This window comes from Paenibacillus sp. FSL R5-0912 (assembly GCF_000758605.1).
GTDB lineage: Bacteria > Bacillota > Bacilli > Paenibacillales > Paenibacillaceae > Paenibacillus_AQ.
Genome location: NZ_CP009282.1, coordinates 5,008,746 through 5,024,331, shown reverse-complemented (window position 1 = coordinate 5,024,331; position 15,586 = coordinate 5,008,746). Strand labels below are relative to the sequence as shown.

Here is a 15,586-nt window from a genome sequence, read left to right as displayed (position 1 = left end):
GGTGATATCCCTTTTTTGACGGACAGCAGCGGATGGGACATACCAGTCCCCCGAACCGCATACACTTGTACAACCAGGCAAGACGGAAGAACCGCTGCCCTAGACCTGAGAAGCCGGAGGATGAACATGAAGACATTAACCCGAAAATCGTTGATTTCCTTAATATTGTGTTTACTGCTGCTTGCACTGGTTCCGTTGTCTTCTATCCGGGCTGAGAATAGTTCTATATCTACTCATGCCAGAGCGGCGGCGCTGATCGATGTGGAGTCGGGAAGACTTCTATACAGCAGCCGCGGGGATGAGCCGATGCTGATTGCCAGTTTGACCAAAATAATGACAGCACTTGTAGCGATAGAGCACGGTGATTTGACCTCAAAGGTCAAGGTCGGCAAAAATGCTTTTGCCAAGGAAGGTTCTTCGCTGTATCTGAAGCAGGGCGAAGAAATGACGCTGGAGGATATGCTGTACGGATTAATGCTGCGTTCAGGAAATGATGCGGCAACCGCAATTGCCGAGCATGTCGGAGGCTCCGAGCAGGGCTTCGTCTACCTGATGAATGCCAAGGCGGAGGCGCTTAACTTAACCCATACGCATTTTGCCAATCCGCACGGGCTCGATGCCGAAGGGCACTACTCCAGCGCAAATGATCTGGCTGTATTGACTGCTTACGCGATGCATAATCCTGTGTTCAAGGAGATTGTGGCTACCAAAGAGAAGACGGCGGACAATCCGTATGAGAAATGGGATTACAAGTGGAGCAATAAAAATAAAATGCTGCGCCTCTACGAAGGGGCGGACGGTGTGAAGACGGGTTATACCAAAAAAGCACTCCGCTGCCTGGTCAGCTCCGCTACCCGAAACGGCCAGCAGCTTGTCGCTGTTACGCTGAATGACGGCAATGACTGGAATGACCATTCGGCGCTGCTGGATTTCGGCTTCAACCACTATCCGCTCAAGACATTAGTGGAACGCGGAGAAACCGTCAGCGGCTACACGCTGGTTACCGGCAAGGATTTCGCCTATCCGCTCGGACAAGGGGAAGAGGCAAGGCTTATTAGCAAGCTGGTATTAAGCGAAGAGAAGAGTACCGCAGGGACAGAGGCGCGTGCCAGTGACGGCACTAAGACAAGCAAAAACACCAGCAGCTTCGGGCTGAAGGGTGTGATTATAATGCAGCTGGGCGGCAAGGAAATCGGCCGGGTTCCGGTGTATACGCCAAGCCAGCTGCCGCCGGAAACATCACCCTATGAGAAAAAATACAGTCCTGCGGGAGGTACTGCTTATCCGGCGGACAACTGGCTGCAGGCATTCGGCAGCGCGCTGCGTGCCATGTTCCAGAGCGGCGAAGATCAGAGATAGTTGCATAATGTGCAATTAAAAACAGCGAAAAGGGTTGCTTGCAACTTATAAGTGTAGTCTGTACAACTAAATCTGCCCGAATCGCTGGAAATCATCTACACCTGGCAGTTTAATTGTACGAAATACAACTAAACGGATAATAGGTTGAGAATCAGACGTTTTAGTTGTACAAAGTGCAATTAAGCCAAAAGCATATACCGTAATATTGTCATTGCAAAGCAGCTTTTCAAAGTGTAGTTATGCAGAGGGCTAGGGCAGCAGATAAGAAGAATAGCGCTGGAGGAGGGGATAAGCATGTTAAATGGTATCTGGCTGGGGATGATCCTGATCGGGTTTGTATTTGCGGCGGTAACCGGACGGATGAACGAATTCACAGCTGCCGTGTTTGACGGAGCCAAAAGCGGGGTCACCGTAAGCTTCGGGCTGATCAGTGTGCTGGTGTTCTGGCTGGGGATTATGCGGATTGCGGAGGATGCAGACCTGCTGAAGAAGATCTCCAGAGTATTGGGACCGGTAGTATCTTTTCTGTTTCCGGATGTGCCCAAAGGCCATCCTGCGATTGGTTATATTCTCTCCAATATGAGCGCCAACCTGCTGGGACTCGGAAATGCCGCTACACCCATGGGCATTAAGGCAATGCAGGAGCTGCAGACACTCAACCCGGATAAGGAAACCGCAACGCCTGCCATGTGTACCCTGCTAGCACTGAACACTGCCAGTATCACGCTGATTCCGGCAACTCTAATTGCGATCCGGCTGAATTACGGATCGGCTGACCCGGCGGCAATCGTCGGTACCACGCTGGCGGCAACGGCCGTGGCTACTCTTGCCGCCATTGCTGCGGACAGGCTGTGCCGGCGCCTAACACTGCTGCGCAGGCCGCCCGGACCGCCGCCTGCGATAAGATCCGGCACCGCTGCAGCGAAAGGGAGCGCGGCGCTCCCACATTCTTCAGTGAAAGGGTGAGCCTGTCTTGTTCCAGTTCATCAGTCTAATATCCGCCTGGGCGATTCCGGTAATGGTCACCTTTATTCCGCTATATGCGTTCTCCCGCAAGGTTCCGGTCTACGAATCTTTTGTGGAAGGTGCGAAAGACGGCTTCGGCACAGCCATTGCGATCATCCCCCATCTTGTCGGCATGCTGGTGGCGATCAGTGTCTTCCGCGCTTCGGGTGCGCTGGACTTCCTGATGGGCTTTGTAAGCCCTCTTGTACAAAGTCTTGGGATTCCTGCTGAAGTCCTCCCGCTCGGTCTCCTGCGCCCTCTGACGGGCACTGGATCGCTTGCCTATACGACAGATCTGATCCGGGTCCACGGCCCGGACTCATTGATAGGCATGATTGCTTCTACTATACAGGGCAGCACGGATACAACCTTATATGTGTTGACTGTTTATTTCGGCGCTGTGGGGATCCGCAACGGCCGTTATGCCCTTAAGGTGGGTCTGTTCTCGGATGTCGTCGGCTTTATCGCAGCTATTGCAGTTTGTCTGCTGGTATTCGGGTAAGAGAATTTTTTTGGAGCAAGAAGGAGTATTGCAGCTCTGGAAAGAATTGTTCACTGGCAAGGATTTCAATGGATAGTTTCTGCCGTAGCATTGAACTTCCAGAAGGAGTAACGCCAGTGGGAGAAATGATTGTTATTTTACTGTTTCTTTATGCATTTGTTTTCATTCATTTGATCCGGCATGCGGCTGATGTTTTACGGGAAGAGTGGAAGCAGGAGCAGGACCGGAAAGATCTGGCCCGCAAACTGCTGATTTTATGTGGAGGGTTTATCCTGCTTCTCCTGATTGATTTTTTGGTCCTGAATGTAGGCCGGGAACACGCAGGAAGTGGCGTCCTGCAATACAACGCAGTGCTTGGGGTCATCGTGTTCTCAGGACTCTTAGCGCTTTTTGCCCGAAGGAAGATTCTAGCTGCCTTCATGGGATGCTTGTACATATATGATCTGATTATGTTCCATTATTACGGAGCCAACATTACAGGTAATGGTCTGGATGATTTCGGACTTGGCTTAAACAGCATGTTCAGTTCATTCATGAATCTGATTGTTGCTGTAGCGGCACTTTTATTAGACCGAGCTGTTCCGCTGGAAGAGCCGGACGATACGATAGTATAGTGAATGGGCACTGCTGCACATCGATAAGTTAAAGGGAGCATGGAGCAAAGTGGAACCTATTGTTTTTTTGTTGGCCTGTTACATACCCGTTTTACTGTATCTGCTCCATTTCGGGACAGATGTTTTTGAGACAGCGTGGAATTTGAACCACCGCGTTCTGATCCGCAATTTACTGCTGTTCTTTGGAGTGTTTTGCCTGCTTCTCGTTATTGGCTTTCTCGTTTTGAATGTGAACCGGAAGCTTGCGGGAGGGGACTCGATTTTATTTTTGAATATTTTTTGCGGAGCTATTGTACTTGCCATCCTGCTGGGCATCTTTGCCGGCCGGTATGTTTTCGCAGGAATTATATCTATTTTGTATGTGTTTGATCTCGTTCAGTTTCATCAATTCCTTGCCGCCGTTACCGGAGACTCTTCAAAGGACAGCGGTATCGGTTACGGATATCTCTTTACTTTGTTCATAAATCTGGCTGGTTTTGCCGCAGCTGTTTTTATAGATCATATAGTCCAGCTAGTCCAGCGGAGAACCAAGGCTTAAGGTTACATAAGGATTTGAAGCTGTATGTTTATATGGGGTTGTACACCGCTGAGCAACCGGGTACATGCAGAATGTTGTAAGGAATACAACTCACATACAGCGATAAACCGGTTTGCGGGAGGATTGTTGTATGTAGTAGAAGAATTTTTCCGTTTTTTCTCCAAAAAGGAGGGGAAATGATGCCTTTTATACAACAATCTTCGATTAAGGCCTATATCTCGAAGGAAATGTTGTATTTCGTGCAGGATTTAGACTGCGAGATAATGGTACGGGCACCGCGGCCACCCGGAAGCTCAAATAATCATCGAAGGCTGGCTCTAAGCTGATACTTTAAGTTCAGCTTATCTCTGCTTCTCTGCTTCTCTGCTTTCTTAGCGCATGTTCCAAGCAATGCGCAGCAGCAGCTTGCCCCTGCAGTCTTCACCCACTACCCCAGGGTGAGGACTGTTTGTTTCATTCTTTGAAATAGTTGGCGTACTGGGCTGGCGGTGTAACGGAGAGGGAGTTTGGAACTGGAGGAGCGTTAGCGGCCACCTTTAAAATTGGATTTCAACTGCCGCATGGCAGTTGGATCAAGGGAATCCTACTTTAACAGCGGCCGGAAGTCCAAACATTCCCCGGAGTTACGAGTAGTCCGCGCCGGCTTTGCCCCCGCGCCCCGCTTTTGCCCCCGCGCTCCCGCCCGCTTTTGCCCTCACGTTCCCCGCAACCTCAGGCCACGCCTAACCCCAAAGATTTTAACAATCGGCCATCACCTCGCACCTTTTCACTTCATATGCTATTTCAGCAATACGGAGGAAGGAGGGCAAGGGATGGAATACAAAGGCTTTATTCTTCATCATTCCCGCTGTCCGTCCATTAACGGCAAGGGCTTTGACTTCTGGGTCGGGCTGGAAGGGGGGATCTACGCTGCGCCGCTGCTGACAGATCCCGAACATATTCATATCTGCCTGGAAGGGAACTACGGTGAAGAGGATGAGCTTCCCGGCTTACCGGAACGCCAGCAGCAGCTATTTGCGGCAGGCAAACTCATTTTGGAGCTGGCAGGGCGCTATCAAATTGCGCCATTACTCGTTGAACCGCATAGCCAAACTTGTCCGGGAGCATTTTTTCCATGGAATGATCTTGTGATTTATCCCTCCGATGGTTATCATTAACCTGAGGTGAGTAGTCGAAAATGGAAAGATTACAGAAAATTTTGGCGCAAGCAGGTGTTGCGTCCAGACGCAAATGTGAAGAAATGATTTTGGCCGGTAAAGTGGAAGTCAACGGGGAACTCGTAACTACGCTTGGCACGAAGGTGGACCCCGCAACAGATATTATTAAGGTCTCCGGTAGACTGATCCGGGGCGAGAACAAAATCTACATCATGTTCAATAAGCCCAAGGGTGTAATTACAAGCGCATCCGATGACAAGGGCCGCAAGGTGGTAACCGATTACCTGAAAGGCATTACAGAGCGCGTATACCCTGTAGGCCGTCTGGATTATGATACGGAGGGGCTGCTGCTGCTGACGAATGATGGTGAGTTTGCGAACCTGCTCACGCATCCGAAGCATCACGTGCCGAAGACGTATCTGGCGACGGTCAAGGGTGTGCCGCACGGCACGGCGCTGGACAAGCTGAAGGCCGGAATTAAGCTGGAAGACGGCATGACGGCTCCGGCAGAAGTTGAATACAAAGACGTCGATGAAGCCAATAAAGAAACGGTCATCAGCATTACCATCCATGAAGGCCGCAACCGTCAGGTACGGCGGATGTTTGAGGCAATTGCCCACCCGGTGATCCGACTGAAACGGATTTCGTTCGGAGATATCCTGCTCCAGAATCTCAAACGCGGTTCTTACCGTCATTTGACCAAGGATGAAATCAATCATCTGCAGCAAATAGCCAAGGCCGGTGCGCTAAGAGAGAATACGACACGCAAAGACACATAAAGTTCACAATTCCCCCTCCTAAAACTGTGACAATATTCGTTATAATGTTCATAGGATGTTCACACCTAACAACTAAAGTAATGAGTTGCGTCACAGAAGGGGGCACCCTCGTATGGGCAAGGCCAGAAAGCCAATACAAATCGTGATACTATTTCTAATCCTTCTGCTCGGGGGTTATGCAATCGGTTCCTCCGTGTTCGGAGGGGACGGCAAACCCACGGAAGGCGGGAGAGCGCCGGACTTTGAACTGCTTGGGCTGGACGGCGTGACCCATACGCTGGAGGAGTACAAAGGAAAGTCGGTTGTGCTTAACTTCTGGGGCTCCTGGTGCGCCCCTTGTGTCAAGGAGATGCCTGCCCTGCAGGCACAGTGGGAGAAGTGGAAAGACCAGGGCGTTGTGGTCGTAGGCGTTAATGTAGGCGAGGATCAGATGACAGTGGACAATTTCGTGAAGCTCGTGGATATCGATTTCCCGGTTGTGATGGATACGGGGCGTGATGCCGTCCGCAGTTACGGGGTTTCCCCGCTGCCTACCACCTTCTTCATTAATACGAAGGGCAAGGTAGACAGCATTCATATCGGCCAGCTGGATTTGAGCTCGCTTGACGAGCAAATCGGGAAGCTGGTGGGAGAATGAAGGAGCACATGCCGCTAATCAGCAATACCAAATGTGAATGCGGTCACCAGAATCCTGTGGGCACTGTTCTCTGCGAAGCCTGCGGCAAGCCGCTGGATGAGAAGGAATGGAACTCTTCCGAGAATCTGGAGATGCGTTACGATGGGGTAGCCCGCCGTTCACAGCGTGTAGGTCCCGGAGTGATCGACAGGGTCTGGAACTTTTTTTCCTCAGTCAAAATCGCCATCTATCTGATTGTGCTGACACTGCTAGGCGCTATGCTGGGTACCATTTTTCCGCAAGAGAGCACTTTTCTGAATATTGACGCTTCAACATATTATCAAGAAACGTACGGAACAGCCGGGAATATATATTATAGACTCGGCCTTTCGCATACCTATGAATCCTGGTGGTTTGTGACGCTGCTCGTAATGATCGGAGCTTCTCTGGTCATTTGCAGCCTGGACCGTGTGCTTCCGCTGTACAAGGCATTAACCCGGCAAAAGATCCGCAAGCATCGCCAGTTTCTGACCCGTCAGAAGCTGACGCTCGTAACGCAAGTGGAAGAGGAACCGGAGGTGTGGGTGGCGCGCATCGTCCAGCCGCTCAGGAAGAAAGGTTACCGCGTCCGGACGGAGGGCGGCGCTTTATTGGCCGAGAAACACCGTTTCAGCCGCTGGGGACCTTATGTAATACATATCGGCCTGATTATTTTTTTGCTCGCCGTGCTGGCGAGAGGACTTCCGGGGCTGAATATGGACCAGCATCTTGCTTTTCCGCAAGGGGAGACCGTCAAAATACCGGACACCAGCCTCTATCTTAAGAATGAGAAGTTCACCGTAGAATTCTACACGGAAGAAGAGATGCCTGAGGAGTTCCGCGGAATCAAGGTGCTTCCCAAGCTCTACGAGACCCGGGCGGTTCTCTATGAATGTACTGCCGGTTGCACGGACCCGTCTAAGGAGCCGGAGCTTACGGAAGTGGCCCGGCATGACATTCAGGTGAATTCACCGCTCAGCTACCAAGGATTGAAAGCGTATCAGTTTGATTATGACCTGACTCCTGTGCTGCGTTCTGTGCAGCCCGGTCTGACGAATTCCTCCACTGGCGAGATTTACGGCAAGCTTGAACTGGATATGAAGAATCCGCAGCGCAGCTTCCAGGCAGGTCCATATACGCTGGAGCTCAAAGAGAAATATATGGATTTCGGACTGAGCGATCAAGGCCAGCCAGTGTCCAAGTCGCCGTATCCGAATGCCCCTGCATTCCTCTTCCTTATTAAAGGGCCGGAGCTTCCGGCCGGGGGGCAGCAGTATTTCTATTTTCCGAAACAGATTGACAAGGAGCAATTCCAGCAGTCAGCCATCAACGACAAGCTTGGCGGCAGCGGGCGGTTCTTGGAGCTTGAGGTCGGCAGTATGAGTGATGTTGACTTCTCGGAATCCACCACCTATCTCAATGTACGGGTCGACCGGGCAATGCCATTTGTCTGGGTTGGTGCGGGCATTATCATGCTGGGGCTGATACTCGGCTTCTACTGGCAGCATAGACGCATCTGGTTGACTGTCGACGGCGGGGAACTGGTGCTAGGAGGCCATACGAACAAGAACTGGTTCGGCTTCCGCCGTGAGATCGTTTCTATTCTCCAGAAGATAGACATGACAGTCGATGAAAAATCATTGGACAACGGAGGAGGCCTGGCATGAGCTTGCTCGATTTCAGCAGTGACGTCTTTATTGCCGCATTCTTTTTATACAGCGGAGCATTCATGTTGTTCACCATCGCCATTATGGGGCGCAGATGGTCCGGCAGGAAGCCGGAGGAGCATACCGCACGCTGGGGGAGAATCGCTTTTATCGCCTCCTCGCTCGGGCTGCTGTGCCATCTGGCATACTTCATTACACGCTGGATGGGATCGGGTCATATTCCGGTAAGTAATATGTACGAGTTCATGACTTTTTTATCGATGATGGTAATGGTTGCGTTTACTGTGATCTTCGCGATTTACCGCAAAATTATTCTCGGTGTCTTCGCAGTTCCGATCTCGATTATTGTGATGGCGTATGCAGCGGTATTTCCGCAGGAAGTACAGCCGCTGATCCCCTCGCTGAAATCCATCTACCTGAATATTCATGTCACACTGGCGGCACTCGGGGAATCATTTTTTGCCGTAGGCTTCGCGGCCGGACTGATGTATCTCCTGCGTACGGTGAATTTTAACAGCAGGGAACGCGGTGACCGCAAGCAGCAGAGACTTGTCGAATTTACTCTCTTCTCAATCATTGTTATAATTGGTTTTCTTGGATCTGTATTTGCATTCCGCGGTGCCGGCTATGAATCTGTTTTTGTCCGTTCGAACGTTACGATTGACAGCCCGGGGCAGGGAGATAGTACAATAGAGAAAGTGAGTTATAAAATGCCGCCGATTGTGGCACCTTACCATAGCGAAATTGAGAGCTTCCAGTCGTTTCTTGGCATAAAAGAACCGCTCTTCGAAGCTCCATCCTGGATGAATGGTGTCAATGCCGGGCGCAAGTTCAATACCGTTATCTGGTCACTGCTGTCCGGGCTGATTCTATATGGAATTCTCCGCCTGGCTGTCCGCAAACCGCTGGGTAAGGCGATACATCCGGTTCTCGACGGAATTGATGAGAATGATCTTGATGAAATAACGTACAGGGCAATCGCCATCGGTTTCCCGATCTTTACACTGGGGGCTTTGATTTTTGCGATGATATGGGCTCAAGTGGCCTGGGGCAGGTTCTGGGGATGGGACCCTAAGGAAGTGTGGGCACTCGTCACCTGGTTGTTCTACAGTGCTTATCTCCATTTGCGGCTGGCCCGCGGATGGCAGGGACGCAAGTCCGCTTGGCTCGCTGTACTCGGCTTTCTGATCGTAATGTTTACCCTGGTTGGCGTTAATCTTGTGATCGCCGGACTTCACTCTTATGCGGGGACAGACTGAGTAGACTATATTCTCTGGCACGCACAAGATTTAGGGTAACGTTCTACTGTATTTGATGAAGGGGTTGTTGTGTAAATGGCAGAGCACTTGAATAGAATTCTGGTGGTGGATGACGAAGAACGCATCCGCCGCCTGCTCAAAATGTATCTTGAAAAAGAAGGTTATGAAATTGACGAGGCAGAAGATGGAGAAATTGCTCTGCGCAAAGCAACAGCCAATGACTACGGTCTGATATTGCTGGATGTCATGCTGCCGGGCATCGACGGGATTGAAGTGCTGACCAGACTCAGAGGAGTCAAGTCTACGCCGGTCCTGATGCTTACTGCCAAGGGTGAAGAGATTAACCGGGTTCAAGGGTTTGAAATGGGCGCAGATGACTATGTCGTTAAGCCGTTTAGCCCGCGTGAAGTGATTTACCGGGTGAAGGCGATAATGCGCCGTTCTTCCGCAACTGCTTTTTTGTCCAAAGAGAGCAATTCAAGCAACAATATCGTGTTTCCTTTTCTTATTATTGAGCATGATGCACACCGCGTAACCGCCGGCGGCCAGGAGGTAAGTCTGACCCCTAAGGAATATGAGCTGCTGCATTATTTGGCGATCTCCCCGGATAAGGTGTTCTCGCGTGAGGAACTGCTCAAGGATGTGTGGAATTACGAGTTCTTTGGAGATCTGCGTACCGTGGATACCCATGTCAAGCGTCTTCGCGAGAAATTGAATAAGGTGTCCCCGGAATCGGCGGCTATGATCACTACCGTATGGGGAGTCGGCTATAAGCTTGAGGTGCCTAAATAAGTGAATTTCTGGAGAAGTCTTGTCGGTAAGCTGTGGATCACGATCATCTGTCTGGTTGCTGTCGTGCTCATTACGCTAGGGCTGTTTCTGTTACCCTACATCGACAGTAATTTCGCCAATTCCGGGGCGATCAAGCGTTTATTTATGTATACCTGTATGATCGGGTTTTCCTTAACGACATTCTTTGCCTTATTCCTGTTTACGAAGATTACCCAGCCGATGCAGCAGGTGATTGAGGCGGCCAATGATATCCGCCGCGGCGAATACGGGACGAGACTGACGCTGGTCACCAGCGATGAGATCGGCCAATTGGCGACATCCTTCAATCACATGGCAGAAGAGCTGGAAGAGAATATACGCAGTCTGAATAATGAAAAAGGGCATTTGTCCAGCGTCCTGCGCAGTATGAGTGATGCGGTGATCACCTTCGATATTGAGGGGCAGATTATCCTCACCAATCCGCATGGCCAGGCGCTGCTGGAAACCTGGAGTGATCTTACCTGGGAGCAGGAAGAGGATAGCGGGCTGTATCCACAGGCTGGACCTGCCCGTGATGTGCCTCCGCCGCTGCGGCCGTTGTTCTTCAGTACCCTCAGCGTAGGAGGCGATAAACGCTCCAATATCCATGTCCGGCAGGGTGTATGGTCTGTGCATATGGCACCCTTATATTCCGAGGATAATCTCCGCGGGGCGGTGGCGGTGCTGCGCGATGTGACGGAGGAAGTGCGGCTGGAGAAGATGCGCCGCGATTTCGTCGCCAATGTCTCGCATGAGATCCGCACACCACTCTCGATGATGCAAGGCTACAGCGAGGCGCTGCTGGATGGAATGGCCTCCTCCCCGGAGGAGAGCAGTGAGCTGGTCCAGGTGATCCACGATGAGTCGCTCCGTATGGGCCGGCTGGTGAAGGATCTGCTCGATCTGGCCCGCATGGAAGCGGGGCATACAGATATGCTGAAAGTGCAAGTGGATGCAGGGGAACTGCTGGAACGGGTGTACCGCAAGTTTTCGGTTAGAGCCAAGGAGCGGGATATTATTCTTGAGCTGAAGAGACCGGATACCGAATTGCTCCTTAAGGCTGCCGATGAAGACAAGCTGGAGCAGGTGCTCACCAATCTGCTTGATAATGCGTTCCGCCACACGCCGGCCGATAAACGGATATGCATTCGGGCGGATTCCACCGTGCTGGAAGGCCGGAGGGTTCTGGAGATTGAGATACGGGACCAAGGGGTGGGCATAACGCCTGAGGATCTGCCGTATATCTTTGAGCGCTTTTACAAAGCCGACAAAGCACGTGTAAGGGGAGAATCGGGAGGGACCGGTCTGGGACTAGCGATTGTGAAGAACATCGTCGAGTCGCATCATGGGAGTATCCATGCCTCGAGCAAGCTTGGAGAAGGCACCGCTTTTACCCTGCGGCTTCCTGTCGAAAAACAGTAAATCCGGACAATGCATGACAGCGCCTCTGACAGCAGAGGTGCTTTTTGTTGAAACCACCACATTAATCTTGTTCAACGTGGAACATATCATAGAAGCTGAGGCTTGCAGGAGGCTGTGCATAATGATCTTATCCTTGGACCAAGGTACCACCAGTTCACGCGCGATTCTCTTTGATGAGGAGGCGGGAATGATCGCGCAAGGGCAATATGAGATTAGACAATCCTTTCCCCGGCCGGGTTGGGTAGAGCATGATCCGGAGCAAATCTGGGAGAGTCAGCTTGCTGCGGCCAGAGACGCTATTGCGGCAAGCTCCGCCCCTGCTGATAGTATTACGGCCATCGGCATTACCAACCAGCGCGAGACTGCACTGATCTGGGACAAGACTACCGGAACGCCGGTCTATCCGGCGATCGTCTGGCAGGACCGCCGGACTGCGGAGCAGTGTGAGGCGCTTAAGGCGCAGGGAATGGCCGGAGAGATCGCTGAGAAGACGGGTCTTGTCATCGATGCTTATTTCTCGGCAACGAAGTTGGCCTGGATTCTGGACCATGTGCCGGGGGCGAGAGAGCGGGCGGACCGGGGGGAACTGCTGGCCGGAACCGTAGACACCTGGCTGATCTGGAAGCTTACAGGAGGCGCTGTGCACGCTACGGATGTTACCAATGCTTCACGTACCATGCTCTACAACCTGCATGAGCGCAAATGGGATGACGGCCTGATCGAAGCGCTGCGTATTCCGTCTTCGATTCTGCCTGAAGTGAGGATGTCCGGCGGGGACTTCGGGGCTGCAGACAAGCAGTGGTTCGGTGTAGACATCCCCATCCGTTCTGTGCTTGGGGACCAGCAGGCGGCATTGTTCGGTCATACCTGCTTGGAGGCAGGCAGCGCCAAGAACACCTACGGCACAGGCTGTTTCATTCTGATGAACACAGGGACTGAGGCAGTGACTTCGAGTCATGGCCTGTTGACCACGGTAGCCTGGGGCATGGGAGACGAACTCTATTATGCCCTTGAGGGTAGTGTGTTCGTGGCTGGAGCAGCGGTACAATGGTTGCAGGAGGGCCTGGGGCTGATCGTAGCCCCAGCCGACTCGGAAGAGAAGGCGAGTGAGGTGGAGGACAGTGAGGGGGTTGTGGTCGTACCGGCCTTTACCGGCCTTGGTGCACCCTACTGGGATATGTATGCCAGGGGTGCCGTGTTCGGACTGACCCGGGGAACGACTGCCGGACATCTGGTCCGCGCAACACTGGAGTCGCTGGCCTTTCAGTCCCGCGATGTCATCGGGGCGATGGAAAAAGACGCTGGCATGCCGCTCAGCGGCTTGAGAGTGGATGGAGGCGCCGTGCGTAATAATCTGCTGATGCAGTTCCAGGCGGACATTCTTGGGAGCGACGTAACCCGTACAACGTATGCGGAGACCACAGCGCTCGGTGCTGCGCTGCTGGCAGGCCTTACCTCCGGCATATGGACCCGGGAGCAGCTGGAGAGCTTCAATAAGGCCGAGAAGGTATTCTCGCCGCAGATGGGGACGGAAGAGCGTGAGCGCCGTTACAACGCCTGGCAGGACGCGGTGTCCCGGACAATGGGCTGGGAGAAGCATGAAGGACAGAGGTAACGAGAACAGCTGCTGATATGGCAGCCTGCGCTTACCGAATGAACCGGATAGATTCACCTTAGGCAGGATGAACGCTGCAGGTTCTGTCTGAGGTGAGTCGAAACCTGAAGTATACATAAAGAAACAGCCCGCTGGCAGAAGTTCTGCTGCGGGCTGTTTGGATATCAACGAGAAACTATAAGTTCAACAGCTAAGATTAATACTCCATTACAAGAGCGACGTTCTGCCATCCGGCGCCTACTGTCCAGAACAGGACCTTGTCTCCGCGTTCAAGCTGTCCGGTAGTCACTGCTTTGTGCAGGGCGATAAACGGACTGCTGGTGGAGGTATAGCCGAATTCATCCCCGATGTAGACGGCTGCATCAGCGTCAATTCCGGTTTTGCCGGAAACGGCCTTGATGTTCGGAAGTGACAACTGGGAGAAGCAGGCGGCCTTGATGGATTCAGGTGCGATTCCGTTATTGCTGAGCAGAGTGTTGATTGATTCTGAAGCAGCATCCACACAGATGGAATCATCGAACGGGATGAACTTCACATTGAATTCTCCTGCAGCCACACCTGTACGTCCGAGATTAGCTAAACCTTCCGCCGGGAACAGCGAGTTACCGTAGACGCAGGTGTCGGTCTGATAGATCGAATCGATGAAGCCTACCGAATTCTCGTCACGCTCCAGAATGAGCGCAGCAGCTGCATCGCCGAAGTTGGCGTAATATACCGGGTCATTCTTGTCCGCATGCGGGGCAACGTAGTCAGAACCGATGACAAGTGCACGGCGGATTCTCGGGTTCGCCATCATTTGACGGCTGACCTGTTCAACCGAGGCAGTCATTCCTGCACAGTTGGCATTACTGTCGATACAGATCGTGTGCGATGCACCATTAATCAGGCGGTGAATCATCAATGAGTTCGTTGGGAAAATATATTCAGGAGTCTGGCTTGCATAAGCGATCAGGTCAATGTCTGCACCGGTCAGGCCGGTCTTGTCCAGTACATTGCTTGCGGCTTCAAAAGCCATTGTCAGGGAGTTCTCATCCTTGCTGTCGATACTGTAGCGGTTTTCACGGCCAAGAGCAGCCAGCAGGCCACGGATATCAATTCCCTTCTCATCGAAGTGCTGAATGAAGAAGTCATTGCCGATTCTTTTGCTTGGATGATAGATATCAATGTCCTTAATGCGAATCCCTGCCATAGTAAACCTCCTAAAAGTTTTGTAGCCCGTAAGCATACACTTCGTTTCGTGAGCGAATCTTGCGTTTCAAACCGCTAATAATGGTTTAACAATAAGTTAACTTAAGCTTGTACGGTAGACGTAATTTCCAGGTTTTCGAGTCCTGCTTTGCGGCCCAGACGCGCCAGCTGCATTTTGAGAATAGGGTTATTCTCAAGGGTAAGGCTCACTTTTTGGAAGCCGTCTGCCTTGAACATGATGAAGCAGCCTTCGAGCAACGGCACCACATCTGGAGCGGTTACATTAAGCTTGCGGCAATCGATATCCAGTGCATATTCGGATGGGTTGATCGGATTGATGGTCTGCTGATAGGCTTGTATCGATTTAAGACCGTCCTCGTTCGAGAAGGTTCCTTCCAGCTCGATGTTAATTACTTTCTTCGCAGTGTCCGTTTTCAAAATAAATTGTCCCATGTTCATCTCTCCCGTAATTTAAATTGCATGACTATTCAGAGTGACCTGATGATTCATCATGTTGATATCCCGAAAAACTACGTTCCTGCGACGATATTCGACAAAGTGAACTTGGTTTTGGGATATTTTGCCTTCATTATAACCAGAACTTTCTTGATTACGCAATACATAAGTCGAATGATGTAATATTATGCTATTAATTAACGAATATCTTCCAGCGTCTGCAGCAGAACATTGAACGCCGAGATCACTCTGGGTGCGCCGATACAAGGTGTCAGATGAAGCAGGATACCTTTGATTTGATCTACGGTCATCCCCACGCGAAGCGCCATTACATAGTGAACACCCAACTGCTCAAATTGTCCCATGGTGATCAAAGAAGAGATGACAGCAATTTCTTTCCAGTCAGAGCCGATGGTGGTCCGCTGAAAAATATCACCGTATGCATTGCCCATGATATACTCGGCTAATTCGGGAAAATGCTCTTTAATAGGAGCTAGGGCTTTGGCCCCATAGTCCCCGGAAAGATTGGTGAAATGATCCAGTCCACTGTCTACGTTCAT

Annotated in this window: 16 protein-coding genes; 13 read left to right on the top strand and 3 right to left on the bottom strand. The window is 51.5% G+C overall.

Translation table 11 applies throughout. The features are described 5' to 3' along the window. The first annotated feature begins 120 nt into the window (after nucleotides 1-120). The 13 genes from R50912_RS21345 (at nucleotide 121) to glpK (ending at nucleotide 13,382) form a co-directional block, all read left to right on the top strand. Nucleotides 121-1,359 (top strand): D-alanyl-D-alanine carboxypeptidase family protein, encoded by a 1,239-nt coding sequence (locus R50912_RS21345; RefSeq protein ID WP_042237692.1) that lies wholly within the window; start codon nucleotides 121-123, stop codon nucleotides 1,357-1,359. Between the two features lie 294 nt (nucleotides 1,360-1,653). Then, nucleotides 1,654-2,325, top strand: coding sequence for a nucleoside recognition domain-containing protein (locus tag R50912_RS21340; protein ID WP_042237690.1), 672 nt, complete (start codon nucleotides 1,654-1,656; stop codon nucleotides 2,323-2,325). Nucleotides 2,326-2,332: 7 nt separating this feature from the next. After that, entirely contained in the window at nucleotides 2,333-2,866 is a 534-nt protein-coding gene (locus tag R50912_RS21335; RefSeq protein ID WP_156123243.1) for a spore maturation protein, read from the top strand. Further along, complete coding sequence (locus tag R50912_RS21330) at nucleotides 2,845-3,480, top strand: hypothetical protein (protein ID WP_156123241.1); 636 nt, start codon at nucleotides 2,845-2,847, stop codon at nucleotides 3,478-3,480. Before R50912_RS21335 ends, R50912_RS21330 begins: the two co-directional genes overlap by 22 nt. A 49-nt stretch (nucleotides 3,481-3,529) precedes the next feature. Beyond that, nucleotides 3,530-4,018: a hypothetical protein gene (locus R50912_RS35720; RefSeq protein WP_042237687.1), complete on the top strand. Its 489-nt coding sequence runs from the start codon at nucleotides 3,530-3,532 to the stop codon at nucleotides 4,016-4,018. Nucleotides 4,019-4,830: 812 nt separating this feature from the next. Continuing rightward, the gene (locus tag R50912_RS21320; protein ID WP_042237685.1) at nucleotides 4,831-5,175 is read left to right on the top strand and encodes a peptidoglycan recognition protein family protein; all 345 of its coding nucleotides are present in this window, start codon (nucleotides 4,831-4,833) and stop codon (nucleotides 5,173-5,175) included. Between the two features lie 20 nt (nucleotides 5,176-5,195). Beyond that, a complete protein-coding gene (locus tag R50912_RS21315) occupies nucleotides 5,196-5,954 on the top strand; it encodes a pseudouridine synthase (protein WP_039301714.1) in 759 nt (252 codons plus the stop codon). Nucleotides 5,955-6,066: 112 nt separating this feature from the next. Next, nucleotides 6,067-6,591: a thiol-disulfide oxidoreductase ResA gene (gene resA / locus R50912_RS21310; protein ID WP_042138648.1), complete on the top strand. Its 525-nt coding sequence runs from the start codon at nucleotides 6,067-6,069 to the stop codon at nucleotides 6,589-6,591. After that, nucleotides 6,588-8,276, top strand: a complete 1,689-nt coding sequence (gene resB / locus R50912_RS21305) for a cytochrome c biogenesis protein ResB (RefSeq protein WP_042237683.1) — start codon at nucleotides 6,588-6,590, stop codon at nucleotides 8,274-8,276. The genes resA and resB overlap by 4 nt, the downstream gene beginning before the upstream one ends. Further along, nucleotides 8,273-9,535, top strand: coding sequence for a cytochrome c biogenesis protein CcsA (gene ccsA / locus R50912_RS21300; protein WP_042237681.1), 1,263 nt, complete (start codon nucleotides 8,273-8,275; stop codon nucleotides 9,533-9,535). The genes resB and ccsA overlap by 4 nt, the downstream gene beginning before the upstream one ends. A 75-nt stretch (nucleotides 9,536-9,610) precedes the next feature. Continuing rightward, nucleotides 9,611-10,327 carry a response regulator transcription factor gene (locus R50912_RS21295; RefSeq protein ID WP_039301726.1) on the top strand — a complete coding sequence of 239 codons (717 nt, stop codon included), beginning with the start codon at nucleotides 9,611-9,613 and terminating at the stop codon, nucleotides 10,325-10,327. Beyond that, the gene (locus R50912_RS21290; RefSeq protein ID WP_042237678.1) at nucleotides 10,328-11,767 is read left to right on the top strand and encodes a HAMP domain-containing sensor histidine kinase; all 1,440 of its coding nucleotides are present in this window, start codon (nucleotides 10,328-10,330) and stop codon (nucleotides 11,765-11,767) included. A 121-nt stretch (nucleotides 11,768-11,888) separates the two neighbouring features. Continuing rightward, a complete protein-coding gene (glpK, locus tag R50912_RS21285; RefSeq protein ID WP_042237677.1) occupies nucleotides 11,889-13,382 on the top strand; it encodes a glycerol kinase GlpK in 1,494 nt (497 codons plus the stop codon). A gap of 196 nt (nucleotides 13,383-13,578) precedes the next feature. Here the strand turns inward: glpK and R50912_RS21280 are convergent, their stop codons facing one another. The 3 genes from R50912_RS21280 to R50912_RS21270 all read right to left on the bottom strand — a co-directional run bounded on the left by R50912_RS21280 (nucleotide 13,579) and on the right by R50912_RS21270 (nucleotide 15,586). Continuing rightward, entirely contained in the window at nucleotides 13,579-14,571 is a 993-nt protein-coding gene (locus R50912_RS21280) for a 3-oxoacyl-[acyl-carrier-protein] synthase III C-terminal domain-containing protein (RefSeq protein ID WP_042237675.1), read from the bottom strand. 101 nt (nucleotides 14,572-14,672) lie between these two features. Next, complete coding sequence (locus tag R50912_RS21275; protein ID WP_042215586.1) at nucleotides 14,673-15,023, bottom strand: hypothetical protein; 351 nt, start codon at nucleotides 15,021-15,023, stop codon at nucleotides 14,673-14,675. A gap of 200 nt (nucleotides 15,024-15,223) precedes the next feature. Next, nucleotides 15,224-15,586 (bottom strand): carboxymuconolactone decarboxylase family protein, encoded by a 363-nt coding sequence (locus R50912_RS21270; RefSeq protein WP_042242919.1) that lies wholly within the window; start codon nucleotides 15,584-15,586, stop codon nucleotides 15,224-15,226.